Genomic DNA, 26,114 nt, shown 5'->3' with positions numbered 1-26,114 from the left:
GCCAGTCATCATGAGTCAGTTTGAGAGAAGCGGCGCGCGTGCCGCCTCTGCCTTGCGTCCGGTGCGCATCACCCGCCATTACACCGTTCACGCCGAGGGGTCGGTTCTGATCGAGTTCGGCGCCACCAAGGTGTTGTGCACCGCCTCGATCGAAGAAAAGGTCCCCGGCCATAAGAAAGGCAGCGGCGAAGGCTGGGTCACCGCCGAATACGGCATGCTGCCGCGCGCCACCCACACGCGCAGCGACCGCGAAGCCGCGCGCGGCAAACAAAGCGGGCGAACGCAGGAAATCCAGCGCCTGATTGGCCGCTCCTTGCGCGCCGTGTTTGACCTCAAGAAGTTGGGCGAACGCAGTATTTATATCGATTGCGACGTGCTTCAGGCCGATGGCGGCACGCGCACGGCCAGCATCACGGGTGCCTTTGTGGCCGCGCAAGATGCCGTCAGCCGCTTGCTGGCCGAGGGCAAGCTCAAAGAAACGCCAATTTGTGACCATGTCGCAGCTGTCTCGGTGGGGTTGCTGCAGGGCACGCCCTTGCTGGACCTGGATTACACCGAGGACTCTGCCTGCGACACCGACATGAATGTGGTGATGACCGGCGCCGGCAACTACGTGGAGGTGCAGGGCACGGCGGAAGGCGCGGCTTTTTCGCGCCAGGAAATGGACGCGCTGCTTGGGCTGGCCGAAAAGGGCATCACCGAACTGCTCGCCTTGCAGCGGCGGTCACTATCAAATTAATAGCTGCTTGCGCCCGTGCTATATGGGCTAGAGCCACTTTTTATCATGAAAATAGTACTTGCGTCGAATAACCCGGGCAAGCTCGCCGAGCTGCAAACCATGCTGGCGCCGCTAGGCCTGCAATTGCTTAGTCAGGCCGAGTTGGGTCTGCCAGAGGCCGAGGAGCCTTTTCGCACCTTTGTAGAAAATGCCTTGGCCAAAGCCCGCCACGCCTGCCGGCTCAGCGGCCTGCCGGCGCTGGCCGACGATGCCGGCCTGTGTGTCGACGCGTTTGGCGGCCTGCCGGGCGTGGACACGGCGTTTTATGCCACCCAGTTTGGCTATCCTAAAGGTGACGAGTACAACGTCAAGGCCTTGCTGGAGCAGATGGCCGGCCTGACCGAGCGCTCGCAGCGCCGTGCAGCACTGGTCAGCACCTTGGTGGCGCTGCGTTCGGCAGACGATCCAGAGCCCCTGATTGCCTGCGGGCGGGTGTCGGGTGAAATTACTTTTGCACCGGTTGGCGGCAACGGCTTTGGCTTCGATCCGGTGATGTTCATTCCGGAATTTGGCCAAACCTTCGCGCAATTGCCCGCCGCCGTGAAAAACGCTAACAGCCACCGCGGCAAAGCCGCCAGTCAGATGATGGAGCTGATACGTGAACGCTGGCTTTAAAACGCCGCTTGACCAGGCGGCGCCCAATCAATCATGACCCAGCAAGACATTCAGCACTACATGCGCGGCGGCACGCTGCAGCTCGCCGCGCTGCCGCCCCTGTCGCTTTACGTGCACCTGCCCTGGTGCCTGAAAAAATGCCCGTACTGCGATTTCAATTCACACGAAGTCTCCGGTGAAATGCCCGAGCAGCGCTACCTCGATGCGCTGGTGGCCGATCTGGAGGCGGCGCTGCCGCTAATCTGGGGCCGCACCGTGCACAGCATCTTCATAGGCGGCGGCACGCCCAGCCTGTTTTCGCCGCAGGCCATTGACCGTCTGCTGGGCGACATGCGCGCCCGTCTAAGGTTAACGGCCGACTGCGAGATCACGCTGGAAGCCAATCCCGGCACCTTTGAAAAAGACCGCTTCAGAGCCTTTCGGAGCGCTGGGGTGACGCGCCTTTCTGTCGGGGTGCAGAGCTTTGATGACCGCCACCTCAAGGCTCTGGGACGCGTGCATGACCGCGCCCAGGCGATTGCCGCTGTCGAAGAGGCGGCGCAGGCCTTTGACACCTTCAACCTCGACATCATGTACGCTTTGCCGAGCCAGACCATGCAGGGTCTGGAGCAGGACATGCGGCAAGCGCTGGCCTTGCAGCCGCCGCATATTTCGATTTACCACCTGACGATTGAGCCCAACACCTACTTTGCGAAATTCCCGCCGGTGGTGCCCGAAGAAGACACTGCCTACGCCATGCTTGACCGCATCACCGAGATCACCGAAGGCGCCGGGCTGCAGCGCTATGAAGTGTCGGCCTACGCCAGGCCCGGGCACCGCTGTTTTCACAACCTCAACTACTGGCAGTTTGGTGATTACCTGGGCATTGGCGCGGGGGCGCACAGCAAGCTCAGCTTTGCTCATCGCGTAGTCCGGCAGGTGCGCTACCGAGAGCCCAAGCTCTACATGGAAAAAGCCCTGCAAGGCGCTGCCGTCACGCAAGAGACCGAGGTCAGCCGCGCCGACCTGCCTTTCGAGTTCATGCTCAACGCCTTGCGGCTCAAAGAGGGTTTCAAGCTGCAGGATTTTTCTGACAAGACCGGATTGCCTTTGACTGCCGTGCAGCAGGCTCTGGAAGAAGCCGAGCGCAAGGGCTTGATCGAGCGAGATATGGTTCGTGTCAAGCCAACCGAGCGCGGATTTGATTTTTTGAACGACTTGCAGGCACTGTTTTTGGCCGAGTGAGGGTAAGCGCCACTTTTTATGGAAACCTCAAGCATTTTCCTGCTGGTCATCAGCAGCGCCATCAGCTTTGGGCTGGGCCGAACCTATGTGCATTTTCGCGATAAAAAGCGCAAGAAAGAGGCGCAAGCACGCCAGGCGCAAACCTTGCGCGACCGGCCTGTCGAGGCGGAATCGAGAAATAAGAGCAAACGCAAGCGGCAGCTTGGGAATGAAAGCCCGCACCGCAGGCTTTGATCTAACCTGTCGCAAGTGCTTATTCCTGGGTCGACCCGTGTCAACCTGCCTGGTTCTGTCGATTTGGGCAGCGCAGGAATTCAACCATGGCTGCTTGCCTATTCCTGGCGGGGATCGAATCCTGCAAGAAAACCAGATATTTCTGGCTGAAGCGCTGTCTATGGAATACCAAGGCTTCATGCCTGGGCCGAGCGCTACAGTCGGGTCACCGCCTTGATGGTGGGTTTGTTATCAAGTTGCTGCAAGCCTGTCCGACTACGCAAGCCGTATGCACTCTCACACAACTGCCTTTGAGCACAGTCAGCGCTATCATGGTCAGCGCAGTGGAGCGAGGCATGCTGCGACGCACCGAGGAGAAGATTTCCTACCTCGGCATTGACGAAAAAAGTTCCGAGAAGGGGCACACCTACTCCAGCATCCTGACCGACATTGAGCGCTCGCGGGTGCTGGATCTGGTGCCTTAGAGAAAGCTTGAAGCGGCGGTGGGACTGATGCAGACGCTCACGGAGCCGCAAAGCAAGTCGGTCATGGCCGTAGCCATGGACATGTGGCCGGCTTAAATGAGTGCTATGGGTTTCTTTTGGCGATTTCATTGCCAATATAACCGCCACCCACCGCCCCAGCAACCGTTGCCAAGGTTTTGCCAGTGCCGCCCCCGACCTGATTGCCCAGCAAGCCCCCGACCACCGCGCCTACGCCGATGCCAATAGGGCTATAGCGTGCAACTGGCGCTGGAACCGGCTGCTGGTAGGCGGGTGCCTGCGAATACTGCTGGCCGGACTGAGCCTGTGCATGCTGAACAGGATGGCGGCGGTGATGCACGACAGGCTTGCGCGTTGGGGCTTCATCGCGGAGGGCCGGAGCCATTGCTGCGTGTTGCGCGGACACCGACACCGGGCCGGCATACGGTTGCTTATATTCAGGCGAGGCATTCGTCGCTACCATTTGTTGCGCGGGCGCAGGTAACGGTACGACAGCTGCAGCTTGGGCTGTCATGCGCGCCGTCTCCGCAGCGGTAATGCGCGCTGTTTCAGCAGCGCTTGCATGCGAGTTGGGCAGCACGCCCGTCATGGCAGCGACGCCAATCAAGCTCACGAGCATGACGGATACGGCAGCCCCTGCCATCAAGGGGTGGATGCGGTGGCGGGACGGTTGATTCATTTCCATTTATTGCTTCCTGGTTTAAAGCCTGATTGACGGCCGGTAGCTCTACAACGCGTGACCCATCGGAAAAAGTGACGTCAGAGGCATTTCAGATGTAACGGAATCTAACGAGCAGCAAGCCCTCAGAGGGTTTTGGTTGTACGCAGGGTTTTCACACGCCTGATCGGTATTGCCAGTTCGCTCTGTGCGCACCACACACCAAAGCCGTCATGCACCAGCAGTTCGATGCGCGTGCCACGTGCATTGGCAAACAGGTAGCCGTGATGCGCCTGGGCGCAGCCGAACACCTTAACCACCCCGGCCAGCAAGCGCTCGGCTTGCTCGCATGTCCACCGGTTCCGCCGCCAGTCACAGCGCGTCAATGCGAATCGCCGCAGCCACTTGCGCAGCCAAGCGGCACACTCGGCACTTGCTTGCAGTGGCCAGTTCACTGTGACGCTCCTCGGCGCACCTCGACGCCAATTTCTGGCGAGGGAGTGGCCACAGTTGGCTGCGGCAACTGCAAAGGCAAAAATTCCGTGTCAGAGTTGCCAGTCACCGTGCCACGATTGCCGCCACCGCCATCATGCGTTCGGCCATCTTGGCTCAACCACCGGTGCGCCACGTGGGCGTTCAGCCCGCTGCGCAGCGCTATCGCGGCAACGAATGCGCCACTCTGGCGGCAGGCCTGAAGCACCTCGTCTCGAAACTCAGCGCTGTCCTTTCTGCGCGTCACTTTCTTGGTTTCTATCGTGTCCACCTGTTTGTATTGTGGACACCATGTTGGCCAACTCTTTGACAGGACTCAAGATGACTTTGCTAACCGCTTACTTATTTATGACTGCCCGCAACACGCCGGGCAAGGCAATCGTCGTCAACCATACGCCAAATCAGCTCGCCGTTCACTCGGACAACGACTCACCGATGAAGGGGGAGAAACAATCCTCGCCACCATGCAGCGCCTAGGCGTGGCAGCCTCTCGCAGCCGACCGGTTGGCAGTAACGACAAACCGTTCTCGGATGCCCTGTTAAGGACCTTGGCTTCAAATCCAGCTGCCACACGACGTCCAGACTGGCGGGCATCGGCCTCAGGGTGTGCATACGGTCCCGGCAATCGCTTGGACGTCTGAGGAGCCGCCCCCACAAAACCAGCCAACGGAGCTTTGCAGGCCGATGCCATAGGGCGTCCAGGCAAGCCCGAGTTCTTGCGTAGCGGAGCTCGCGTCCAGGTGAATATGTTGCGCCCACAAGCGCAGCAGCCCGGGCGGCATTGGGTCCGGCACGGTCGCGGTTTTCATGTTCATATACTTCACCACCCGTTGCGCGGTTTTCAGCGCCGGACCCGCCAGCCAGGCGTCAATCCGGAGTTGACGTGGTCCGATGCGGCGAACCGGCGTCGCCTTAAGCGCAAGAGCCAGATCGACGAAGTAGTTGTTCCAGCGCGGACTGTCGGGCGCCGCCAGATTAAAGATTGGCAATTCACCGGGCTCAAGCGGCAAACGCAACGAACCCACAATGGCCTGGCAGACATCGGCTACATCGACCAGGTTGGACCAGCCGTCGCCGGCGACACCAAGATCGCCGAGGCGTCCGGCCTGAAGCCATCGCGCTACCCGCCCAACCCATAGCTCGCTGCCCTGCCCAAAAACACAGCCTGGCCGCAGCACCACCGCTTCGCCGCCCTGGCGCACAAAATCCTCGATTTGGATTTCAGCCTGGCACTTGGCCCGACCGTACCATCCGAGGCTGGGGTTGAGCGGCGCGTCTTCGTGGACGATGCCCTCGACAGGACCATAGACCGCCATGGTGCTCAGGTGGACAATACGCCGGCAATGGGCAGTGCGAGCGGCCTGAACCAATATCCGTGTGCCTTCGGAAATCGAACCTGCGTCACCCGCCACGCAGTTCACCACGGCATCAAAGCCTTGCAGCGCCGCTGTTAGCGCCGACAGGTCTGTCGTGTCAACTCTCACCCAGTCAGCGCTCCCGTTGCTAGCGTGATTTGGTTGTGCTGCCCGTGAAGCCCCCACAGGCTCGGCCCAGGAGGTACTTCGGAGTACGTTCAGAAGTTGTTTGCCAATGTGGCCAGAGCCGCCTAAAACCAATATTTTCATGTCAGATCTCCGCTAAAAGCTGGCCGCGTGAGCGGTAACCAGACGCTGCCCCAGGGTGTTGCCCAACTTGAGCGACAGGGCGATGAGCGTCAGGGTGGGATTGGCCTGGCTGGATGTCGGAAACACGGCGCTTCCTGCTACAAAAAGATTGTGCACAGAATGCACCTGGCAGTCGGCGTTGACCACGCTGGTACGGACATCGGTGCCCATGCGTGCCGTGCCGATGTGGTGTCCACCATATGCGCCAAAACGCATGATGTCTTCTTCCAGCGTGTCGCGGTTGTATTCAAACACGGCGGTGCCACTCTGTGCAAATTCCCGCGCCAACAGATCGAGCGTGCGCTTGATCGAGTCAATATCTTCCGCGCAATAGCGCCAGTCCACGCGCAGCTGCGGCATGCCGAGCGCGTCGACTTTGTCAGTCAACGAGACGCGGCTGACCGCTTGCGGTATTTGCTCACCATGCACCTCAAGGCTGAAACGATTGCTGCGGTTGCGCAGGATCACCGATGGAAATTTTCGTTCCGCCAGAGATCGCCGGGTCAGCCAGTGCACGAGAAATGCTGCGGTGTCCAACGGGTCGGTAGCCACATTAAGCAGGTGGCGGGTGTATGTGCCTGGCGAATGCTGGGCGCCATCGTTGAGTCGTTTGCCATATTCGTAGCTGATTAGCTTACGTGATAGAAATAGCCCAGAAAGCACACCGTTATGGTGCGCAGGGTCGGTGATGCGAGGAAAGTGCAGGCGGGCCACGGCGTTGCACAGCCCCAGGCGCCGCTGCTCTCCCGCAGCCACCTGCAGGCGGCGCCGGCAGTAGACCCCTTCGGGCGTCATCTCGTAGCCGTGACTGACATTGCGGGTTGGGCCGTGGACCGTCAGCGTACCCACATTGCCAGCAATGTGGCACATGTAGTAGCGACCAACCACGTCGTTGAGATTGCCAACACCGGCCGGTACCACATCACGCGAAGCCAGCAGCAAGCGAGCGGTCTCAAGGCCACCTGCGGCCAGTACCGCCGCGCGCGGGGCTACTGAAAAACGTTTGCCCTCCAGTGTGGCGACGTCCAGAGCGCGCACTGAACGCCCGTCGGCCTCCAGTCGCACCGCCGTGCAATTGGCACCTAGCAGGACCTGCACGCTTGGAGCCACTTGCAGCCGTTTCATATAACGACTGCCGAAGTGAGTGGGACATGAAAAGCGCTCGAGTCCGCTGGTGTGTACCCGAGGGCTGTCGAAACCGCGGATCATGGGCAAGGCCTGCGGGCCGAGCGTCTCTCCCGCGTCATAGTTGAAGCGTCCGGCTTCGGCCAGTGCATTGGCTTCAGGATAGTAGGGCAACAAGTCGTCGTAGGACAGCGGCCAGCCACTGTGCGCAACATGGCTGCGCGTTTCGAAATCAATCGGGTCTAGCGGCGTGCAGCGACCGCCCCAAATGGCTGTCGAGCCACCCAGACGCCGTTGTCGATATTTGTCAGGCGGGCTGTGCAGTCGCTCATCGGCAACTTCACCCTCATAGAGTGACTGGGTTTTTGCGTCCAACGCCAACTGCCCGGATTCGAGCATCGTCACTGAAAAACCGCGCTTTGACAACGCCAGCGTCAGCGCGATGCCAGCCGGGCCGCCGCCCACCACGCAGACGTCAACCTGCAAGCAGGTCCCGTTCGGAATGCTGTTGGCCTCAGTAATCATGGCGATCGCTGCTCTGCTCTGTTGTGTTGCTGCTTCGCAGGGGCCGGCCTGCGATGCCGAAACAGCGCTGATGAACGCGTGCAATGTTTGCAAAAAACCGGGTCAATGAAAATTGCTGTTCGTAGAGCACGCGTCCGTTGCGTTCGAGCGCTTCTCTCAGCGCCGGTTGGAGCAACACGCGTTGCAGGCCAGCCGCGATGCTCGCGACATCGCCGGGTTGAACAAAGCAGGCGTTGACGCCATCGGTCAGCAACGAAGGTATTTCTCCGACAGGAGTACAGACCACGGCAACGCCATTGGCCAGTGCCTCCAAAATGACCAGCGGTAAGCCCTCGTCGTAGGCGGGCAAAACAAGCACATCGGCACGCGCCATCAAATGCGCGACCTGTTGTTGATCCGACCAGCCTTCAAAGCGCACAAAGCCGTCCACGCCAAGCTGCCGCGCTTTCATCTGGTAGGTCTCCAGATCGCCGCCTCCCGCCAGGTTAACCTCCAAGCGCAAGGCTTCAAACCCGGGCAACGCCAGTGCCCTCAAGAGATCTGAAACGCCCTTGCGTTCTAAAAGGTTGCCCACAAACAGCACGCGCTGTACGCTATCAACCACGGCCTTGCGACGCGTCTGCGTCGGCTCGGGAACACCGTTAATGACGACCTCGACACGATCAGCAGGAACTCGTAGTTCGTCGATGACAAAGCGCTGTGCAATAGCGCCCAGCACCACACAGCTGGCTGGCAAGGAAAATACCCAGCGAGTCATGGCCTGCAGAAGAAGAGGCAGCGAACGGTAAAAATTGGGCATCTGTGCAGCGTGCAGATGCAGCACCACGGGCACACCCAGAGCGCGGCTCATGACGACGATGGCACTCTTGCGAAACAGGCTCAGTCGTTCGGCCATATTGACATGCACGCCTACCAGCTGGCCATTCAAGCGTCCGCGCACCAGCTTGGCCAGGGCAGTAGCAAGAACCCAAACAGAAAAAAGCGCATGGGCACCGCCGCGCGTATCAAGGGGGCGTAACTCGGCTGCCTCGGCGGGCGTGGAAAATGCCTGGGCCTGTATCAGGTAATCCGCAACCTTGAACATGCCCCCGCCTTTGGGTGCCCACGGGCAGGCAATGTAGATATAGCGGCCGCCACGCTCGCGGGCAGCGGTTCGGGGCATCGGTTCACTTCGCATGGGTGTTTTCGGTATCTGGAGAGGTGAGTTTCGGCATCCGGGACAGCGCAGGCTTAAGAAGGTTGGTCATGGGGCGTTCTAGCTAAATGTAGGAGTTGGCAGGAACCACGATGTTGATTCATATCTGTTTTTGCAGGGAACCGGTAAGGGTTCCAAAAAGTCGCTGTTGGCATCGACTGCGGCGGTTGGGATGGCGGGCTCCTTGAAAATCCGTCTGGAGATGAGCGCGCGCGCAGGGCTCCGCGCGCGCAACAACCCGGCAGCATTGAAACACCAGGACACCACGGCATAAACAGCCTTGGTGACAGACCGCTTGCGCCAGGTCATTAGTAGCACGGGTGCGGTAAGCAGCGCGCAAAAAAACGCCAGGCGCCAAGCTGCAGAAACCGGCCAGAAAGCTATGCTGACCATCGCGAGCCACCATGCCATAACAGCCACGAAGAGCTGCAGATCACGCAGACCGTGTAGTACCCAACGAAGGCGGGGCTGACCAGCTGCAGAGCGAACCAGTTCCCCCAGTCTGGATGTGTAGCGCGTGCTCCAGCTCTGCATCAGCAAACGGTAGGGCGGGGCGTCCTGACCAAAGTGATTGGCAGCGTCCACGGGCAGGAGCCACAGACGCCAGCGCAGGACGCGCAAACGTACCGCCAGGTCAAACTCTTCGTAGCTATGAAGATTGCGGTCGGACAAATAGCCCGCGTCTTCGATGGCGCTGCGCCGATAAAGTCCACCGCCATCGCGCCGGTCCACGCTGCCTGGCGACCGTTGGGTGCAGAGGCGTTCCCCACGCGCAAGGTGTTCTAGGCTTTTCTTGTTCTGCTCGACCACGCGACCACTGGTTCCGGCAACATCCCCATGCTGCGTGAGGAGAGCCAGCGCCTGCTCTAGAGAACCACCAAGCATTTGCATGTCCCCGTCAAGTAGGCATATGAATTCACCGCGCGAATGCTGAAAGCCCAATTGAGGCCCGATGCCGCAGGAGCGTTTATCCGGGTGCGCGAGTTGCGCGATGCTTATCGGATGAGCCTGAGCCAACTCAACGGTCCGGTCGAAAGAGTCGGAATCTGCAAACACCACCTCACCATTCACGGTGGGCACTGCGCGCAGCGCGCTCTCTGTTGCTGCCTGGATGCGCTTTTCTTTATTGAACGCCTTGACGATTACAGCGGCGCGGCAGGCAGGTAGCGGAAATGTTCTGGAAAAGTTCTCAGGTTTCATTTCTGTTTCCTGCCCTGGCGGTGTCGAGGGGGTGCAACGCCCGGCGCGAACGACGGTAATCCCAAATCCTCACCAGTTTTCCTGGAAAAAGCAACGTCATAACAGCTGTTAACCACCAGCGCCTGCCGCTTACCGCGTGGCGTCCGCGAATCAGCCAGCGCATACCCTCTAGACGTTGACCTGAAGCCATTGCGTGGCGGGCCCCGGACACTTCCTGCTGCGCTATAAACCACAAGGTGGACCGGCTCTGCTGTGCTGACAGGGAACCCGAAAGTGCCCGTCTTCGCATCCGCTGAATTGCCGGATACCGAAACAGCATAGGGTCGTGTTGCGCTGTCAAACTTCCTTCCACCGAAGTACGGTAGGCCAACAAAGGACTCGTTACCAGGGCGATGGATGTTTTTTCGGCAATTCGAAACCACAGGTCAATATCTTCGCCTTGCGATTCTCCAACAGGAAAGCAGGGCTGCATTTGCTGGAGCAGCACCGTTCGTATGGCTACCGAGCCGGTGCATAAAGTCGGACCCATCATCCAGCGGGTAGGCAGATCCGTGATGAGTTCAATGTTCAGGCGATCGCCTATGTCTGGCCAACGCGGCGGCCAGTTGTCCCTGCTGTCGGGAAGAGACATAAATTGGGTGGCTACGGCGTCCGCCTGAGGGTAGATTTTTTGGGCCGCCGCCAAAGACGCCAGGAAGCGAGGATGGTGCCCGTCATCGGCGTCCAGAAATACGACCCAGTCACCGCGTGCCCGTGCAATTCCCCGGTTACGGGCCACCGAAACACCCGCGTTGTCCTGACGCACCAGACACAAGCGTGGATCGGTTAAGGCCGCAACCAGTTCGGCTCCGCCGTCACTTGAACCGTCGTCGACAACAATCACCTCGAAGTCCGTCAAGGTCTGTGCCAGGACCGCTTCGATGGTGCTGGTAATGTAAGGCGCTTTGTTGTAAAGCGGAATGACGATAGAGAACTTCATAGAGAGAATCTGGCTGGTGCTAAAGGGTCTCGGGCAGGATTAACAGGCGCGTGTTTTCGGTCCTCAGTGCTTTGCGCCAGACGAACACGGGCTTCGCCGGCAGAAGCCGCCAGTGTGATCAACAGCAAGATGTGTGTGATCAGTTCTGTGCCGTATCCAAAGAGAGAAAGCGGAACTTCACTCACTGAGCGCACTATCAATGCGACGAACAGAGCCAGTGAAAGCCCACGGCTGGCTCGCGCATAGTAAAGCGACAGCACCAGCAGCACCAGCGCATAAAGCGTCAGGGCCAACGCGCCCACGGATCCGGATCGCGACAGCGTATCCATGAACTGATTGTGTGCACTGGTTGCGTTGGGCATGCCAATGACGGCCCGGAAACTTTCGTCCCACAAAGTGGGTCCATAACCGAACAGCGGGTTGCGTTGCCATTCGTCATAGGCAATCGCCCATATAAGATCCCGGCCGGTTAGCGAGGCGAACTGTGCGCCTTCTGCGCTGTCGAAAAAGCTGACCCACCTGGAACCTAGATCGGCAAAAATCAAAACCAAACTTATCGACGCCACCGCAACCATGAACAACAGCACAGAAACGACGCCGCTCTCGGGACGCGCTGGATCGCTGACGCGTCGCCACCACGCTGGGCCACGCCGCACAGCGAGTATGCATACCGAGCACAGGGTGAAAGCGATCCACGCGGTCTTCGACTGCGCCATGAAGAGCGATCCGAGACCGATCATCCATGCAAGCCGGTTTAGCCAGTTGCGCTGATAAGGGAATGCCATTAGGCACAGCAAGCCAAGTTGGGAAAGGAGGCCCAATGTGACCGGGTGAGATGCCAGACCTGCGAGGCGCGGCACACCCTGGAACATTCCCTGTGCATAGGAGGTGTCAAGCATCAGGCTGGTTTTAAATGGAATCAGCAGCAGGCCTGCCGCGACGAATAACACAAGGGCATTGCGCGCTGCCCGGACGGCCAGGTCACGTTCGGCGCCGTTAACCAGTAAAGCTGCAATCCCCATGACCAGCGGGTAGACATAGTCGTGTGCCAGGTAAGGGTGGGCGCCCATTAAAGCGGGCGCTGCCACCGTACCCGCCCAAAAGACAAGAAACGTTACCAATAGCAACGCTGGCGCGTGCGCCGATTTGTCCCGTTTTAGCCAATGCGTCACGATGCGTTCGCCGGCGACGGTCAGTATTAACAGCGAGATCAGCGGCTGCGCAAACATCATGATGGGGTGACGTCCCGGCGCAGCCTGCTGGCTAATGTTTATGCTGGCGTTTGCGAAGTCGCGCCCGGACAACAGACTACTGAGTGCCGCGGTAAACAATAAGGCATAGAAAATTAAATGCATGTAGCCGTGGGTACGGCGCGAAGTCAGATGGACTGTGCCCGCCATGCCTAGCGTTGCGGCCAGTGCCGCAAGAACAGCGCCCGTGATCAGGACGGAAATGATGACAACTTGATTCATGATGCCTCGACCTACAAGATCTGTTCGCCCAAGTTTTCCGGCAGCGGCACCGGCTTCGTGCGACTCAAAAAGCGTTCCAGTCCTGGACAAAACCTAAGCACCATGGCCGCTGCCTGATCACCCAATATCTGAGGGCGCAGGGCCAGCAGCAAAGTCAGGGGGAAAAAGACCGCGAGCGTGCTGGTCACCAGCGAAAGAAGTGGCATTTCAAAGCGCGCGACAGCCAGCTGGCCAGACAACACCCCGGCGCAACACAGTGCGCTAAGCATCAAGCCGCGCGCGACATGCTGTAGCACGGTTGACCCGTGCAGCCCCAGCGCCCGAAACGCTGCAGTACTGATCACGATGGCACGCACTACCAGCAGCAAGGCCGCGACGGTGGCCGCTGCTTGAATCCCTTGCCCGGCAAAGAAGTAAAAGCCCATCACTCCCAAGCCAACCAGGGGCAGCTGCAATGCATATTCATAGTGCCTTCGCCCCGTATTCCAGAGAATTGGGGTAGACAGACCCCAAACAACGTACGCTGGCATGGCAAGGAACAAAATGCTTAGCACCCCGCCTGCTTCACGCCATTGCGGACCATAAAGCAGGCGCACAAGGTCGCTTGAAATAAGGGCAAGAAACACGAAAGCCGGCAGCCCCAAAACAAAAATCGTGGCCAGCATCTGAAAGTACACGCGGCCCAGCCGTTGCACCTCATTTTGCAGGCGCGCTCCTGCCGCCATGAATGCCGGCTGCAGGGCACCTACGAGCAAAGTGTTGGGCAGCGTTGCCAGGTTGTAAGCCATGTTGTACAGACCCAAGGCCTCGGCGCTGAGCAGACGTCCTACCAGCACGCGGTCAAGATTGTTGAGCAACCAGTTGACGATGTTGGTGAAAAAGACGGCACGACCCGTGCCCACGGACGAGACCGCATCGGGGTACCAAAAAAGCGGACGCAAGGCATGCGGCTTTAGCCAATAGCTGGCCACCAGAACAACCGTAGCCTGGACCAGCCAGGAGGCCACCAGAGACGTTATTCCCCAACCCAGCAGTGCCATCGGAATACCCACTGCCAGATAGCCTGCGGCATAGCTGCCCACCTGAACCAAGCCAACTGCACGAAAATTCAGGTCGCGTTGCAACAAGTAGGTCGCGGGAGCGGCAGCCGCACCGAGCAGGCACGCCAACGACAGCCACTCAATGACCGACTGGGCTCTAGGCTCGCGGAAATAATCCGCCAGCACGGGCGCCAACAGATACAAGCCGAGCATCGTGACGGCTCCCACGATGCACTGCCAGGTCCAGGCAAAACGGATGTCTTCCTCACGCAGAGTAGTGCGTTGCAACAAATTCCAGCTGAAGCCAAAGCCTGAGACGAAGTTTGCGAAAGTCAGAATTATCATGCCGATGGCGAAGATACCGAAAGTATCCGGCCCCAGGGTTCGTGCCAATACAACTTGTGCCAGTAGTTGAAGTGCAAAGCGGCCCGCAGAGGCGGCAGTACTCCATTTAACTGCGGCCACACCAGAACGGCCGAGTTCACCCACGCTAGATTTCCCCCGCTTTGTGGCGCCGTAGCGCAATGGCTGCCATTAGCACCAGGATTGCTAACAAGGTGCCATAAGTCCGCCAGCCAGAACCGTCCGCGCTGGATCGGCCGTCGGCTGCGCTTTGGGGAATGCTGCGACGCTCTGGCACGGTGCCTGCCGCGACGACAGGGACGGGTACTGCTACAGGTTGCAGCGGCATGCGCGCGGCGATTTCCAAGTTCGAATACGGGGAGGTTGTTGAGTCAACCTGGATTGACGTTGACGCCGACGTGGGCGCTACAACAGCCAAGCCAGCTACCAACAAGACACTAAGCAGGGCGGGCGACATGGTTTTCCTCACTGCTAAATGAAGCAAGTTTGTAGATCTGAGCAGCAATCGGCAATAGTCCGAATGGCCCATGGCCCGCGTTATTTCAAGACTTTCGTAGCGAATTCTTACTAAAAATTAGCTTACATTCAGTCGAAGTGCCGGATGTGTCTACCTGGCCGTTCCAGGCTGGGTAGCACCCGTGCAACCCTACAGTCGCGCATGTCACCAAACGATCGATTCTTCGGCCTGCGTCAGCAATTGTTTGCGTGTCCGATTTCCACTGTCATCTTCGCCAAGTCTCAAGGCGAGATCAGAAAAAAGCACTCTGGTGGATCAGAATTCGTCCGATAGGAAACGCTTCAATGCGTCAGATTTGTGAAGCGCGCCGGTCGATTCCGGGATGAGGTTCCCGCGCGCTCAAAGCTTGCGTTGAGCCCTTCCTCTCCCTGCGAATGTAAAAAGTGTTGAAAATGCGAATTTTTTGACGTTACTTATTGCAATGGGTACGCTTTAAAAGGCAAACGGGGAGTCGTATCTAAACTGCCCTTCCGTGCTAAAGATCAGGAAATGGAACTACATGCCGCTGTAGTTCGGTCCGCCGCCGCCTTCAGGTGTCACCCACACGATGTTCTGCGTGGGGTCCTTGATGTCACAGGTCTTGCAGTGCACGCAGTTCTGTGCATTGATCTGCAGCCGGTCCGTGTTGTCGGCGTTTTTCACAAATTCATACACGCCGGCCGGGCAATAGCGGCTTTCGGGACCGGCATACAGGGCCAGGTTGATAGTGACCGGAATGCTGGCATCCTTGAGTGTCAGGTGGGCCGGCTGTTGCTCTTCGTGGTTGGTGTTGGACACAAACACCGAACTTAAACGATCAAAAGTGATTTTGTTATCCGGCTTGGGGTAGACGATTTGCGGGCATTCCGACGCAAGCTTGAGTTTCGCGTGGTCCGCTACCTTGTTATGAATGGTCCAGGGCGGGGCCTTGAAGCCCAGCTTGGGCATTAGCCACAGCTCAATTCCGTTCATGAAGGAAGACAGAAACAGACCTTTTTTCATCCATTGCTTGGTGTTGCGTGAGGCTTCAAGCTCCTCGTGCAACCAGCTCTTTTCAAATGCTTCGGGGTAGGCCGACAGCTCATCGTGCTGGCGGCCACCGGTCACCGCTGCATATGCAGCGTCTGCAGCCAGCATGCCCGTTTTGATGGCGGCATGGCTGCCCTTGATGCGCGCAAAGTTGAGGAAGCCGGCGTCGCAGCCCACCAGTGCACCGCCGGGGAAAATGGTCTTGGGCAAGCTCATCAAACCGCCGCAGGTGATGGCACGGGCGCCGTAGCTGATGCGCTTGCCGCCTTCAAGGTAGTGGCGAATTGCAGGATGGGTCTTCCAACGCTGCATTTCCTCAAACGGGCTAAGCCAAGGGTTGCTGTATTCAAGGCCTGTGATAAAGCCGAGCGTAACTTTGTTGTCTTCCAGGTGATAGAGAAAACCGCCGCCATAAGTCTGGTTGTCCATGGGCCAGCCCAAGGAGTGCACCACATGGCCGGGTTTGGCTTTAGCCGGATCAATCTCCCACAACTCCTTGATGCCGAGGGCGTAGGTTTGCGGGTCTTTGTCTGCGTCGAGCTTGTAGTTCGCGATCAGATTTTTGCCGAGGTGGCCGCGCGAACCTTCAGCAAAGATCGTGTACTTGCCGTGCAGTTCCATGCCGAGCTGGAAGTTCTCCATGGGCTGGCCGTCTTTGCCGACGCCGAGGTTGCCGGTGGCAACGCCTTTCACAGAGCCGTCGTCGTTGTAAAGGACTTCGGCAGCCGCAAAGCCGGGAAAGATTTCCACGCCAAGCGCCTCAGCCTGCTGGCCCAGCCAGCGCACAAAGTTGCCCAGGCTGATGACGTAGTTGCCTTCGTTGTGCAGGGATTTCGGGATCAGGAATTCGGGCGTGCTGATCTTGCCGGTTTGGCTCAAGAACAGCATCTCGTCGCCCGTGACGGCTTGAGTCACCGGTGCACCCAGCTCTTTCCACTTCGGGAACAGCTCGGTCAGCGCCCGCGGATCCATGATGGCGCCGCTCAAAATGTGCGCACCCGGCTCAGAGCCCTTTTCCAGCACCACCACAGAGACGTCAGCGCCTTTTTCTGCGGCTAGCTGCTTCAGGCGAATGGCCGTCGCCAGACCGCCGGGACCGCCGCCCACCACCACCACGTCGTATTCCATGGCTTCGCGGGGGCCAAACTGAGCCAGAATTTCTTGGTTGTTCATTGGGGACTCGCTGATAATGAATTTCAGGAAAGGTTGTCGGTTTGCGGCTGATTTTATGTCGTGATCACAGGGCACCGAACGATCGTTCACTTTTAATCTAGAGGAGTTTCTGATGGCTTACAGCATTGATCTTTCCGGGCGCGTCGCGCTGGTGACTGGCGCTTCCGGTGGCTTGGGTGCGCAGTTTGCAAAAACCCTGAGCCGCGCCGGTGCCGCCGTGGTGCTGGCAAGCCGCCGGCTCGACAAGCTCAAGGAGCTGCGCGCGCAGATCGAAGCCGAAGGTGGCGATGCCCATGTGGTGTCGCTCGACGTGACCGACATCGCCAGCATCAAGTCGGGTGTGGCCCATGCCGAAACAGAGGTCGGCCCCATCGACATTTTGGTCAACAATTCGGGCGTCAGCACAACGCAGCGCATTCAGGATGTGGCCGAGGAAGACTACGACTTTATTTTCAATACCAATGTCAAGGGCGCGTTTTTTGTCGCGCAGGAAGTCGGCAAACGCATGCTGGCCCGCTCCAAAGGGGCAGCTCCCGGCACTTACTCCGGCGGACGCATCATCAACATCGCATCGATGGCCGGCCTGCGCGTGTTGCCGCAGATCGGTGTGTACTGCATGAGCAAGGCCGCCGTGGTGCAGATGACGCGTGCCATGGCGCTGGAATGGGGCAAGTTCGGCATCAACGTCAATGCGATCTGCCCCGGCTATATCGACACCGAAATCAACCACCACCATTGGGAAACCGAACAGGGTAAAAAGCTGGTGCAAATGTTGCCGCGCAAGCGTATCGGCAAACCGGAAGACCTCGATGCGCTGCTTGTCATGCTGGCCAGCGGCGAGAGCCATTTCGTTAACGGTGCCGTGATTGCGGCCGATGACGGTTTTGGAGCTTGATCAGTGTCGCCAAGGCGCGCCAACCAGCGCTCAGGAAACCCGCTCACGAATGCTGATCGGCATTCTGGCCGGTCTCGCGGCGGGTGCGCTGTGGGGGCTGGTGTTCGTGGCGCCGCGCATGCTCAACATGGGCGAAGGCGGTTATTCGTCCATCGACCTTAGCGCCGGGCGCTTTGCCGTGTACGGCGCGCTGGCAGCTGTGGTGATGCTGGCGGGGCTGCGCACGCGGCGCCTGCCCACCTGGCGCCAGGCCGCAGCCGCGCTGCTGCTGAGCGTGCTGGGTTTCAGTGGCTACTACCTGCTGCTGGTGCTGGCCATACGCGATGCCGGCACGGAGGTGCCGACGCTGATCATCGGCACCATCCCGCTGTGGGTCATGCTGCTGGGCAAGCCGCAGGGCCTGCGCTGGGCTGCGCTGTTGCCGGGGCTGGCACTTACGCTGGCGGGCTTGCTGCTAATGATGGACTCCACGCAGCAGGCGGCTCACGGGCCGGCCTCAAATTTCTGGCGTGGCGTGGCTTTTGTGACAGCCTCTATGGTGTGCTGGACGACATTCGCCATTCTCAATTCAGCCTGGCTCAAGCGGCACACCGAAGTCAATGCCACCGACTGGGCCAACTGGCTGGGCATTGCCACTGGCCTGGGCGCGCTGCTGATGTGGCTGGCAGCAGGCTCAAGCCTGTCCGTGCTGACAGCGAGGGAAGACCTGCCCGTGTTTGCGCTGCTGTGCCTGGCCACTGGCGTCGGCTCGGCCTGGCTGGCTACCATTTTGTGGAACCTGGCCAGTCAGCGGCTCAGCGCCAGCCTGTGCGGGCAGCTCATCGTTAGCGAAACCCTGTTCGCTCTGCTGTATTCTTTTGTCTGGAATGGGCTCTGGCCCACGCCGCTCCAGCAGGTTGCCTGCGTGCTTTTCACGCTGGGCATTTTGGCCTCTATACGGGCTCACCGCTAATCTACTGGTGAACTACCAACCCATAAAAATTGAAATTCCCGAGAAGAAAAACTGGTCCATGAGATGCAAAAACCAATGCCCTGCCGGACTTGATGCGCCAGCGGATTGGTTGAAGATCAGGCCCATGCGCCTACCCCGTATTGACATAAAAGGTGCCTGAAGCCCATGATGGGCGGGCGCAAACAGCTATTATATTGATAGCTAAATGGCGAAGCTTGCGGCAACCGGTCGGGGCAATGCGCCGGACTGCGCTGTTTTTTGTGCGCAGGCCGCCGCGGAGGTTCACTGTTCCATTACTCCCCGGACCCCAACTACCACTTGGTCAGGCTTGTCTTTTTTCGTGCGATCACCTTTGCTTTGTTCTGTGTAACTTGGACGCAAGCACAACCACATTCTTAATAGCTGGGTAGCGCGAAAAGTTCGGACGTTTTGCCGGAAATAAATCCGTAAAGGTATCGTCGATTTTTGGCTTCGCTCATCAAAGCATCTCCAACGGACGGGAGCCTATCGGCGGTGGGCACAACCGATCCAGTTCGGCAAGTTGCGCTTGCGTCAGACGATGATCCAACGCGCCGATATTTTTCTTCAGCCGGTCGCGACGGCCGGTTTTAGGAATGACGATCACGTCGTCATGAGCCAGCAGCCATGACAGTCCGGCCTGTGCGGGTGTCATGCCGTGGCGCCTCGCGAAGTCGACGAGCTTCGGATTTAGGGTAAGTTTGGCTTGCTCAATCGGAGATAAGCCATGATCGGGATGCGGCGCTCGCGGAGCCAAGGAAGCAAATCCCATTCGATGCCGCGGCGGGCGAGGTTGTAGAGGAGTTGATTGGTTGCCACGGCGGGGCCGCCGGGAATCGACCACAGTTCCTGAATGTCCGCGATATCGAGGTTGACATCCACCGGTACTGGGTACGGGTGCTGCCTGCAAAGCCATGGGCATGTCGCGCGGGGCGCCCAAGCGCCACCAAGCAGGCGCCGATCGTCAGACTATGGTGGGGCCGCATCGCCCTAGTGTGGCGCGCCCCAAAGCGCCATTGGCCCTGGATATCATCGAGCGCAAAGTGCTGCTGGAGACGCTCAACAGTGATCGTTTCGTTGACGCCGCGCCTGCGGTAGCGCATGCCACCTTGCTGGGCCAGGGGTGCTTTCCGGGATCGGTGCGCACCATGTATCGGTTGCTGCAGGGCACGGGAAGCAGTAAGCGAGCGACGCAACCAGTTGCGTCATCCTGCCTACACAAAGCCTGAACTGCCGCCGGTTGCGCACAACCAAATTTGGTCCTGGGATATCCACCTAACTCAAGGGGCCGGCCAATAGGCCGCCTTGGACGCGGCATTCCTGGCAACGCCAAATCGTTTCAAAGGCATCAACCCTTGCCTGGCTCCCATGCCCACTGCCGTTTGGATCAACCCTCCAATACTGAAGGTGCAAACACATGCGCAACACCGCACAGTAAATTTATGACGCAAGGTGTAGCAAAGTGATTGATAAATTCCGGCCTCTTTGGCTTTCACAGATGGTCGTACCGCGAACTGCTTGAAGGGATTTTATATTCGCAACCACCTACGAATAAATTTTCCGTAAATTGAGAGCGCTCCCGCTCAACGATTTCATGGAAAAACCATACCCGCCCATTGGCACGAGGACACTTATTGAAGTTCAAATAAATAGTGATAAGTGGGATTTATCCCGAATGTCTGAACCACAGGATCTCTGAATTTTGGTTCTTTGGCAATGAGTTTATAGCCATGATTTTCAATCACTTTACCAAAATCTTCGCCTTCATGAGTCAGCAGGCGTTCGCCACCGTGGTCACCAGCGTTGGGCACAATCATCAAGTATCTCACCTTGTATCGGGAAAGCAGGGACAGCCACCAGTCGATGGCTGATATCTTGCATTCTGAAAAGCTATGAATATTGATTGCAATATCTACCGGTTCGTAGCCTAGCGTTTTCTCGATTGCGTCCAGGCCAATCACTTTAGCTATCTTATCCAGCTTGCGGAATTTTATGTAGTAATCTGAAATAAAGGAGGAAATGGCAACTGCATCGGTGCACAGGTAACTGCTGATTTGAGGTATTGCACTAGTCATTCTGTGGGCCAATCTGCCATAACCTGCGCCAATATCCAAAATAGTAGCCTTATTTAACTTCGAAATATTGAGGTGCTTCTCCAGGAAATAAATTTCTATAATGGAATCCAGCAGGTCTCGAGATATCACGCGGTTGTCGATACGGAAAGTGAAGTTACCAAATAAATTATCTTCTTTCAATAGGTCCAAAAGCTGAAGCGTATCGATTGACTTGACATAATATGTGGTCAAAGCATAGCCCATAGTGTTCATGTTTTGGCCCCTCAATTGCCAAACATAAGCATTGTCTCCTCTGAAGTAAACAACATCATCGGGTTTTACGTGAGCGTCGGTCCAAACTAGTGGCGTTGTCACCTCTGTATCAAAAATATTATATGTTTTATTAAGCTGTTCAAGTTTTGGATTATTTTTATGCAAATAATCCGAGGCACCCTCGGGTAATGTTGATCTGTTATAAGTTGGTTTTGCTTCTGAAGATTTCTGCCATTCATATAGAAGCCGGTTTTCTATCAATTTGTAATTTCGATATCTGAGTAACGAATTAAAGGCGGAGATTGCCGATTTTTCAATCTTTTGTAAATGGGACTTTAGTCGCATAAGATGCCTTTTTTTATTGATGCTGCCATATTATTTGCTTTTTTGATATCGAAGTGACTATGGCCCATTAAATCTGATTACTCCGATGCAAAACCCTGCACGATACTCAATGGATAAACGCAAACATGCGAAGTTCCAGGAGTTAAGGAGAAGGGGGTTAGGAGATAAGGGGATAGCGGCCCGGACCTGAATTGCTCACGCTCAAGCGTCCAGCCGAATCGATCCGTCGGCTTCCATGAGCGATTGAGGCTTGCGGTGTTCATTGGGTTTATCTCGTAGGGGAGGCAACTAAACAGTGAATGAGCGCATGGTACGCTGCGCCGAAACGCTTGCAAAGCTAAAATTTCTTGTGTTCTTGTCCTGACGCAGCGCGTCTTCGCTGATGATGTTGCTTGCTTGCTTGCTTGCTTGCTTGCTTGCTTGCGGGCTCAGAGCATCGCACCGGGCACCTTTGCGGGCTGCTGAATCTCAGCGAACAGCTGTCGATCAGGGTGCGCAAACAACCGGTGATGGCCAGGAACTCGGCAAAGAACGCCAATTGCGCGTTCGGCGATACGCTGGCAGTGCGGTGTCACTGGACGTGGATCTGAGCGCCCGGTGTTCCCCCCACCATGGCCAAAGCATCAAGGGCTAGGCCAAGGCAGCCGGGTAAGTTGCGGGATTTGTACGATGGGCCGCATTCAGTTCACCCCGCCCTGGTCACGCTGCTGGCTAAAAGCGCTGGCCAGGCCAGCTTGCCCGCCGCATCGATATGCGTCAGATACACCCGCAGGTCAAATTCATACTGGTGGTATTGCGGTTCCATGTAATTGCAAAGCTGGTAAAACGCCTTGTCGTGGTCTTTTTCCTTGAGGTGGGCCAGCTCGTGCACAGCAATCATCTTGAGAAACTCCGCCGGTACATCCTTGAACAGCGTGGCCACGCGGATTTCGCGTTTGGCCTTGAGCTTGTTGCCCTGCACGCGCGACACCGTGGTGTGCGTGCCCAGCGCGTGGGCAATCACCTGCAGCTTGCTGTCAAACGCCACTTTGGACAGTGGGTCGGCGTTGCGCAGAAAATCGTTCTTCAGCGCCATCACGTAGTCGTATAAGGCTTTGTCGGTGCGCACGGCGTGGGCATGGCGGTATTTTTTGAGCAGCATGTCACCGAGCCGGCCCTGCACCAGCAGCTCTTGCACCTGCGCCTTCAGGCTGTCGGGGTAACCCGAGAGGTATTTCATCGTCGTCATGTCTGCTGCTGAATTGCTATGAAATTAATAGCTGCTTGCGCCCGTGTCTATTAGGCTAGAGGCATAAAACACCCCTAAAACTCGTCAAACCTCGCGGCGCAGCGCCGGAAACAAAATCACGTCGCGAATGCTCGGGCTGTCGGTCAGCAGCATCATCAGCCGGTCTATGCCGATGCCGCAGCCGCCGGCAGGTGGCATGCCGTACTCCAGCGCGCGGATGAAGTCATGGTCGTAAAACATGGCTTCGTCGTCGCCGCTGTCCTTGGCCGTTACCTGTGCATTGAAGCGTGCCGCCTGCTCCTCGGCATCGTTGAGCTCACTGAACCCGTTGCCGAACTCGCGGCCCGTGATGTACAGCTCAAAACGCTCGGTAACGCCCGGGTTGCTGTCGCTGGCACGGGCGAGTGGCGAGATTTCCACCGGGTGTTCGCAGATAAAGGTGGGTTGCCAGAGCTTTTCTTCCACCGTTTCCTCAAAGTACATAACCTGCAAACTCGCTAGCGAGCGGGCCTGCAGGCGGTCTTTGGCTTCGGTGAAGCCGAGCTTTCTCAGGGCGCTGGTCAGCCATGCCGCGTCGTCGACATGCTCGCCTGCCTCGGTGTGCTTGATGATGGCCTCGCGGATCGTCAGGCGTTCAAAGGCAGGTTGCAAGTCTACCGCCCTGCCGCCGTAGCTCAGTTGCAGCCCGCCGCAGACCTTCTGCGCGGCGTCCCGAATAAGCGCCTCGGTAAACGTCATCAGGTCCGAGTAATTCCACCACGCCGCGTAGAACTCCATCATGGTGAACTCGGGGTTGTGGCGCACGCTGATGCCCTCGTTGCGGTAGCTGCGGTTGATTTCAAACACCCGCTCAAAACCGCCGACGATCAGGCGCTTCAGGTAAAGCTCGGGTGCGATGCGCAAAAACATCTCCTGGTCCAGCGCGTTGTGATGGGTTTTGAAGGGCCTGGCATTGGCGCCGCCCGGAATCGGGTGCAGCATCGGCGTTTCGACTTCCAGAAAGTCATGCGCCACCATGAAGTCGCGAATGCCGCTGACCGCCTTGCTGCGCGCCATGAAGCGCTTGCGGGCAGACTCGTCCATGATCAAATCGACATAGCGCTGGCGGTATTTGACCTCCTGGTCGGCCATGCCGTGGAACTTGTCGGGCAGCGGGCGCAGGCTTTTGGTCACCAGCCGGATGGCGGTGGCGTGAATCGACAGCTCGCCGGTCTTGGTCTTGAACAGCGTGCCGGTGGCCGACACGATGTCGCCCAGGTCCCAATGTTTGAAGGCGCTGTGCACCGCTTCGCCCACGCCTTCGTTGTTGATGTAGACCTGAATGCGCCCGCCCGACGGGCCAAACGAGGCGTCCTGCAGCGTGGCAAAGCTGGCCTTGCCCATCACGCGCTTGAGCATCATGCGGCCCGCCACATGCACCAGCACCGCCAGCGGCTCCAGCTCTTCCTTGGTCTGGCTGTCGTACTGCGCAAACAGCGCCTCGGCCCGGTGCGCGGGCTTGATGTCGTTGGGAAACGCCACGCCTTTGCCATCGGCCTGCTGCTGGCGCAAGGCCTTGAGCTTTTCCCGACGCTCGATGATCAACTGGTTCTCATCGTGCGGGACGCTGGCAAGGTGGCCGGCAGCGGGCGACATGGACGGGATAGTCTGGATGGGCATGAGGTCGGTGTTCCGGGGAAAAGAGCAGAAAAAAAAGGGTCAGGAAGGCTAGGCCAGGAAGAATTGGTCAGCATGGGGCGAAAGAACCTCCCAGCCACTGATTTTAAGTTTTTAACCGGCCGATTCGCCGGCGGGGACGCGCAAAATGCATATTGGTCTGCATCGATGCTGCCGACGTCAGCGCCTGAGCGCCAATTCGCAGCGAATCACAACGCAATGCCGTTGCGCTCCAGAATGTCGCTGACCAGTTCCAACCGCAGCAAAGGGTTGTCCAGCGCCATCAGCCGCTGTTTTAAGTCCAGCGGCATCGGCAGCAATTCGCACCACCGATTGGCCACCCAGCCGCAGTCGCTCAACTGGTAAGGCGCTTGCAGCGGCATCTGCGCGGCAGCCACGCTGCGCTGCTGCAGCGTCCTGATCAGCTTGCCCAGCGCATCGGCCGTGCCTTGCAGGTCCGGCGGAATCGTGACGGCCTGATCGTCCGCAAGCCGGGTGACGTCGGCCACCCACAAGCCATGCTTGAGTTTTTCGCGGCGAGAAATCTCAAAGCGCTGCGTTCCCACGCAGTCGATCACCATCAGGCCCGGCTGCGGCACCGAGAACCCGGTGATCGTTGCCAGCGTGCCAACCGCAGTGAAGTCCTCGCGCGCAAAGCCGTCGCCGCTGGGCACCGCGCCCTGCACGGTCGCGTCGCTGGGCCGGCGAACTTCCGTGCCCTCGATCAGCGAAACGACGCCAAAAGGCGCGCCCGTCTTGTGGCATTTGCCAATCATGTCCAGGTAACGGACTTCAAAGATCCGCAGCGGCAGCAGGCCGCCGGGGTAAAGAACCGAGCCCAGCGGGAACAGCGGGAGGGACGTGAGTGTCAGGGCATCAGACATGATAGGGCGCTTCAAATTGAGGTGCGTTGCGAAATGTGATCGTCAAAACACAAATTGGACATCATGCCATCAAAATTCTGGCGGGGCCTGCCAGTTGGATATCATTTTGAGCTGCAGCCCAATGAATACGGGCGCAAGCAGCTATAAAAAAAGGAGCAAATCCGGTAAAACTTTAGCTCACCGCATCTGCCGGCTGCTTCAGCAGCATCGCCAGCGCGCTCGCTACCGTTTTGCGCAGTTCCCTGCGGTCGCAGATAAAGTCGATTGCGCCCTTGGTCAGCAGGAACTCGGCGCGCTGAAAGCCTTCGGGCAGGGTGACGCGCACCGTCGATTCGATGACGCGTGGGCCGGCAAAGCCGATCAGGGCTTTGGGCTCGGCAATCACGATATCGCCGACAAAGGCAAAGCCGGCGCTCACGCCGCCCATGGTCGGGTCGGTCAGTATGCTGATGAAGGGCAGGCCTTTTTTGGCCAGGCGGGTCAGCGAGGCGTTGGTTTTGGCCATTTGCATCAGGCTAAGCAGGCCTTCCTGCATGCGTGCGCCGCCGGTGGCGGTAAAGCAGATAAAAGGCACTTTTTGCTCAATGGCGGCATGCACGCCGCGTACAAAGCGCTCGCCCACGACGCTGCCCATGCTGCCGCCCATAAAATCAAACTCAAAGCAGGCCACCACCACGCCTATGCTGTGGACGGCGCCGCCCATCACGACGAGGGCATCGGTTTCGCCGGTGTTTTCCAGGGCTTCTTTCAGGCGTTCCGGGTATTTGCGGCTGTCCTTGAATTTGAGGGCGTCCACCGGCAGCACTTCCTGCCCCAGTTCATAGCGTCCCTCGGCGTCCAAAAAGGCATCGAGCCGGGCGCGCGCGCCAATACGGTGGTGGTGGCTGCACTGCGGGCAGACGTTCTGGTTTTTTTCCAGGTCGGTCTTGTATAGCACGGCTTCGCAGCTCGGGCACTTGATCCACAGACCCTCGGGCACACTGCGGCGCTCGGTCGGGTCGGTCGGGTTGATTTTCGGGGGGAGGAGTTTTTCTAGCCAAGACATGAAGTCAGTCCTTGTGGGTT

23 protein-coding genes and 2 pseudogenes are annotated in these 26,114 nt (G+C 58.2%); 8 read left to right on the top strand and 17 right to left on the bottom strand.

Annotated elements, in window-relative coordinates; all coding sequences use genetic code 11:
• Nucleotides 1–10 precede the first annotated feature (10 nt).
• The 5 genes and pseudogenes from rph to HHJ18_RS04320 form a co-directional block, all read left to right on the top strand.
• Complete coding sequence (gene rph, locus HHJ18_RS04340; RefSeq protein WP_296911860.1) at nucleotides 11–739, top strand: ribonuclease PH; 729 nt, start codon at nucleotides 11–13, stop codon at nucleotides 737–739.
• 45 nt (nucleotides 740–784) lie between these two features.
• A complete protein-coding gene (gene rdgB, locus HHJ18_RS04335; protein ID WP_296911858.1) occupies nucleotides 785–1,393 on the top strand; it encodes an RdgB/HAM1 family non-canonical purine NTP pyrophosphatase in 609 nt (202 codons plus the stop codon).
• A gap of 33 nt (nucleotides 1,394–1,426) precedes the next feature.
• Entirely contained in the window at nucleotides 1,427–2,617 is a 1,191-nt protein-coding gene (gene hemW, locus HHJ18_RS04330) for a radical SAM family heme chaperone HemW (protein ID WP_296911855.1), read from the top strand.
• Nucleotides 2,618–2,635: 18 nt separating this feature from the next.
• Nucleotides 2,636–2,851, top strand: a complete 216-nt coding sequence (locus HHJ18_RS04325; protein ID WP_296911853.1) for a hypothetical protein — start codon at nucleotides 2,636–2,638, stop codon at nucleotides 2,849–2,851.
• A 183-nt stretch (nucleotides 2,852–3,034) separates the two neighbouring features.
• A pseudogene (locus tag HHJ18_RS04320) lies at nucleotides 3,035–3,408 on the top strand (transposase); the annotation flags it as partial.
• 10 nt (nucleotides 3,409–3,418) lie between these two features.
• Here the strand turns inward: HHJ18_RS04320 and HHJ18_RS04315 are convergent.
• The 3 genes from HHJ18_RS04315 to HHJ18_RS04305 form a co-directional block, all read right to left on the bottom strand.
• Nucleotides 3,419–4,018 carry a glycine zipper 2TM domain-containing protein gene (locus tag HHJ18_RS04315; RefSeq protein WP_296911850.1) on the bottom strand — a complete coding sequence of 200 codons (600 nt, stop codon included), beginning with the start codon at nucleotides 4,016–4,018 and terminating at the stop codon, nucleotides 3,419–3,421.
• Nucleotides 4,019–4,137: 119 nt separating this feature from the next.
• Nucleotides 4,138–4,446 (bottom strand): hypothetical protein, encoded by a 309-nt coding sequence (locus tag HHJ18_RS04310; protein WP_296911849.1) that lies wholly within the window; start codon nucleotides 4,444–4,446, stop codon nucleotides 4,138–4,140.
• A complete protein-coding gene (locus HHJ18_RS04305; protein WP_296911847.1) occupies nucleotides 4,443–4,730 on the bottom strand; it encodes a transposase in 288 nt (95 codons plus the stop codon). Before HHJ18_RS04305 ends, HHJ18_RS04310 begins: the two co-directional genes overlap by 4 nt.
• Before the next feature lie 74 nt (nucleotides 4,731–4,804).
• Here HHJ18_RS04305 and HHJ18_RS04300 point away from each other — a divergent pair, with 74 nt between their 5' ends.
• Nucleotides 4,805–4,960: a hypothetical protein gene (locus HHJ18_RS04300; protein ID WP_296911938.1), complete on the top strand. Its 156-nt coding sequence runs from the start codon at nucleotides 4,805–4,807 to the stop codon at nucleotides 4,958–4,960.
• A 122-nt stretch (nucleotides 4,961–5,082) separates the two neighbouring features.
• Here the strand turns inward: HHJ18_RS04300 and HHJ18_RS04295 are convergent, their stop codons facing one another.
• From HHJ18_RS04295 to HHJ18_RS04260, 8 genes are all read right to left on the bottom strand, one after another.
• Nucleotides 5,083–6,108, bottom strand: a complete 1,026-nt coding sequence (locus HHJ18_RS04295; RefSeq protein ID WP_296911845.1) for an NAD(P)-dependent oxidoreductase — start codon at nucleotides 6,106–6,108, stop codon at nucleotides 5,083–5,085.
• Between the two features lie 12 nt (nucleotides 6,109–6,120).
• Nucleotides 6,121–7,797 (bottom strand): GMC family oxidoreductase, encoded by a 1,677-nt coding sequence (locus HHJ18_RS04290; protein WP_296911843.1) that lies wholly within the window; start codon nucleotides 7,795–7,797, stop codon nucleotides 6,121–6,123.
• Nucleotides 7,787–8,959, bottom strand: a complete 1,173-nt coding sequence (locus tag HHJ18_RS04285; protein ID WP_296911841.1) for a glycosyltransferase family 4 protein — start codon at nucleotides 8,957–8,959, stop codon at nucleotides 7,787–7,789. Before HHJ18_RS04285 ends, HHJ18_RS04290 begins: the two co-directional genes overlap by 11 nt.
• Before the next feature lie 93 nt (nucleotides 8,960–9,052).
• The gene (locus HHJ18_RS04280; protein WP_296911839.1) at nucleotides 9,053–10,192 is read right to left on the bottom strand and encodes a glycosyltransferase; all 1,140 of its coding nucleotides are present in this window, start codon (nucleotides 10,190–10,192) and stop codon (nucleotides 9,053–9,055) included.
• Entirely contained in the window at nucleotides 10,182–11,171 is a 990-nt protein-coding gene (locus HHJ18_RS04275) for a glycosyltransferase family A protein (protein ID WP_296911838.1), read from the bottom strand. The genes HHJ18_RS04280 and HHJ18_RS04275 overlap by 11 nt, the downstream gene beginning before the upstream one ends.
• The gene (locus HHJ18_RS04270) at nucleotides 11,168–12,643 is read right to left on the bottom strand and encodes an O-antigen ligase family protein (RefSeq protein ID WP_296911836.1); all 1,476 of its coding nucleotides are present in this window, start codon (nucleotides 12,641–12,643) and stop codon (nucleotides 11,168–11,170) included. The genes HHJ18_RS04275 and HHJ18_RS04270 overlap by 4 nt, the downstream gene beginning before the upstream one ends.
• 11 nt (nucleotides 12,644–12,654) lie before the next feature.
• Entirely contained in the window at nucleotides 12,655–14,148 is a 1,494-nt protein-coding gene (locus HHJ18_RS04265; protein WP_296911933.1) for a lipopolysaccharide biosynthesis protein, read from the bottom strand.
• 910 nt (nucleotides 14,149–15,058) lie between these two features.
• A complete protein-coding gene (locus tag HHJ18_RS04260) occupies nucleotides 15,059–16,744 on the bottom strand; it encodes an electron transfer flavoprotein-ubiquinone oxidoreductase (protein WP_296911835.1) in 1,686 nt (561 codons plus the stop codon).
• Nucleotides 16,745–16,856: 112 nt separating this feature from the next.
• Here HHJ18_RS04260 and HHJ18_RS04255 point away from each other — a divergent pair, with 112 nt between their 5' ends.
• Both HHJ18_RS04255 and HHJ18_RS04250 read left to right on the top strand, forming a co-directional pair.
• Nucleotides 16,857–17,639 carry an SDR family oxidoreductase gene (locus HHJ18_RS04255; RefSeq protein WP_296911833.1) on the top strand — a complete coding sequence of 261 codons (783 nt, stop codon included), beginning with the start codon at nucleotides 16,857–16,859 and terminating at the stop codon, nucleotides 17,637–17,639.
• Nucleotides 17,640–17,688: 49 nt separating this feature from the next.
• Nucleotides 17,689–18,591, top strand: coding sequence for a DMT family transporter (locus HHJ18_RS04250; RefSeq protein ID WP_296911830.1), 903 nt, complete (start codon nucleotides 17,689–17,691; stop codon nucleotides 18,589–18,591).
• 478 nt (nucleotides 18,592–19,069) lie between these two features.
• Here the strand turns inward: HHJ18_RS04250 and HHJ18_RS04245 are convergent.
• The 6 genes and pseudogenes from HHJ18_RS04245 to accD all read right to left on the bottom strand — a co-directional run.
• Nucleotides 19,070–19,482, bottom strand: a pseudogene (locus tag HHJ18_RS04245) (aldo/keto reductase); the annotation flags it as partial.
• A 758-nt stretch (nucleotides 19,483–20,240) separates the two neighbouring features.
• Nucleotides 20,241–21,281: a putative sugar O-methyltransferase gene (locus HHJ18_RS04240; protein ID WP_296911828.1), complete on the bottom strand. Its 1,041-nt coding sequence runs from the start codon at nucleotides 21,279–21,281 to the stop codon at nucleotides 20,241–20,243.
• A 685-nt stretch (nucleotides 21,282–21,966) separates the two neighbouring features.
• Nucleotides 21,967–22,509 (bottom strand): M48 family metallopeptidase, encoded by a 543-nt coding sequence (locus HHJ18_RS04235; RefSeq protein ID WP_296911826.1) that lies wholly within the window; start codon nucleotides 22,507–22,509, stop codon nucleotides 21,967–21,969.
• A gap of 84 nt (nucleotides 22,510–22,593) precedes the next feature.
• Nucleotides 22,594–24,168 carry a lysine--tRNA ligase gene (gene lysS, locus HHJ18_RS04230; RefSeq protein WP_296911824.1) on the bottom strand — a complete coding sequence of 525 codons (1,575 nt, stop codon included), beginning with the start codon at nucleotides 24,166–24,168 and terminating at the stop codon, nucleotides 22,594–22,596.
• Nucleotides 24,169–24,374: 206 nt separating this feature from the next.
• Nucleotides 24,375–25,049: an LON peptidase substrate-binding domain-containing protein gene (locus HHJ18_RS04225; RefSeq protein ID WP_296911823.1), complete on the bottom strand. Its 675-nt coding sequence runs from the start codon at nucleotides 25,047–25,049 to the stop codon at nucleotides 24,375–24,377.
• A 172-nt stretch (nucleotides 25,050–25,221) separates the two neighbouring features.
• Nucleotides 25,222–26,094 carry an acetyl-CoA carboxylase, carboxyltransferase subunit beta gene (gene accD / locus HHJ18_RS04220; RefSeq protein ID WP_296911821.1) on the bottom strand — a complete coding sequence of 291 codons (873 nt, stop codon included), beginning with the start codon at nucleotides 26,092–26,094 and terminating at the stop codon, nucleotides 25,222–25,224.
• Nucleotides 26,095–26,114: the final 20 nt, after the last annotated feature.

Source organism: Polaromonas sp., assembly GCF_012927455.1.
GTDB lineage: Bacteria > Pseudomonadota > Gammaproteobacteria > Burkholderiales > Burkholderiaceae_C > Polaromonas.
Note: the sequence above shows the minus strand (reverse complement) of the source record. Positions and strands in the feature narration are given on the sequence as shown.

Bases quoted from the DNA above. Each gene is read 5' to 3' on its own strand.
- HHJ18_RS04225 (WP_296911823.1), bottom strand. From the start codon at position 25,049: ATGTCTGATGCCCTGACACTCACGTCCCTCCCGCTGTTCCCGCTGGGC.
- HHJ18_RS04250 (WP_296911830.1), top strand. From the start codon at position 17,689: ATGCTGATCGGCATTCTGGCCGGTCTCGCGGCGGGTGCGCTGTGGGGG.
- accD (WP_296911821.1), bottom strand. From the start codon at position 26,094: ATGTCTTGGCTAGAAAAACTCCTCCCCCCGAAAATCAACCCGACCGAC.
- HHJ18_RS04295 (WP_296911845.1), bottom strand. From the start codon at position 6,108: ATGAAAATATTGGTTTTAGGCGGCTCTGGCCACATTGGCAAACAACTT.
- HHJ18_RS04235 (WP_296911826.1), bottom strand. From the start codon at position 22,509: ATGACGACGATGAAATACCTCTCGGGTTACCCCGACAGCCTGAAGGCG.
- lysS (WP_296911824.1), bottom strand. From the start codon at position 24,168: ATGCCCATCCAGACTATCCCGTCCATGTCGCCCGCTGCCGGCCACCTT.
- HHJ18_RS04255 (WP_296911833.1), top strand. From the start codon at position 16,857: ATGGCTTACAGCATTGATCTTTCCGGGCGCGTCGCGCTGGTGACTGGC.
- HHJ18_RS04270 (WP_296911836.1), bottom strand. From the start codon at position 12,643: ATGAATCAAGTTGTCATCATTTCCGTCCTGATCACGGGCGCTGTTCTT.
- HHJ18_RS04260 (WP_296911835.1), bottom strand. From the start codon at position 16,744: ATGAACAACCAAGAAATTCTGGCTCAGTTTGGCCCCCGCGAAGCCATG.
- rph (WP_296911860.1), top strand. From the start codon at position 11: ATGAGTCAGTTTGAGAGAAGCGGCGCGCGTGCCGCCTCTGCCTTGCGT.
- HHJ18_RS04285 (WP_296911841.1), bottom strand. From the start codon at position 8,959: ATGCCCCGAACCGCTGCCCGCGAGCGTGGCGGCCGCTATATCTACATT.
- hemW (WP_296911855.1), top strand. From the start codon at position 1,427: ATGACCCAGCAAGACATTCAGCACTACATGCGCGGCGGCACGCTGCAG.
- rdgB (WP_296911858.1), top strand. From the start codon at position 785: ATGAAAATAGTACTTGCGTCGAATAACCCGGGCAAGCTCGCCGAGCTG.
- HHJ18_RS04240 (WP_296911828.1), bottom strand. From the start codon at position 21,281: ATGCGACTAAAGTCCCATTTACAAAAGATTGAAAAATCGGCAATCTCC.
- HHJ18_RS04325 (WP_296911853.1), top strand. From the start codon at position 2,636: ATGGAAACCTCAAGCATTTTCCTGCTGGTCATCAGCAGCGCCATCAGC.
- HHJ18_RS04290 (WP_296911843.1), bottom strand. From the start codon at position 7,797: ATGATTACTGAGGCCAACAGCATTCCGAACGGGACCTGCTTGCAGGTT.
- HHJ18_RS04280 (WP_296911839.1), bottom strand. From the start codon at position 10,192: ATGAAACCTGAGAACTTTTCCAGAACATTTCCGCTACCTGCCTGCCGC.
- HHJ18_RS04300 (WP_296911938.1), top strand. From the start codon at position 4,805: ATGACTTTGCTAACCGCTTACTTATTTATGACTGCCCGCAACACGCCG.
- HHJ18_RS04315 (WP_296911850.1), bottom strand. From the start codon at position 4,018: ATGGAAATGAATCAACCGTCCCGCCACCGCATCCACCCCTTGATGGCA.
- HHJ18_RS04275 (WP_296911838.1), bottom strand. From the start codon at position 11,171: ATGAAGTTCTCTATCGTCATTCCGCTTTACAACAAAGCGCCTTACATT.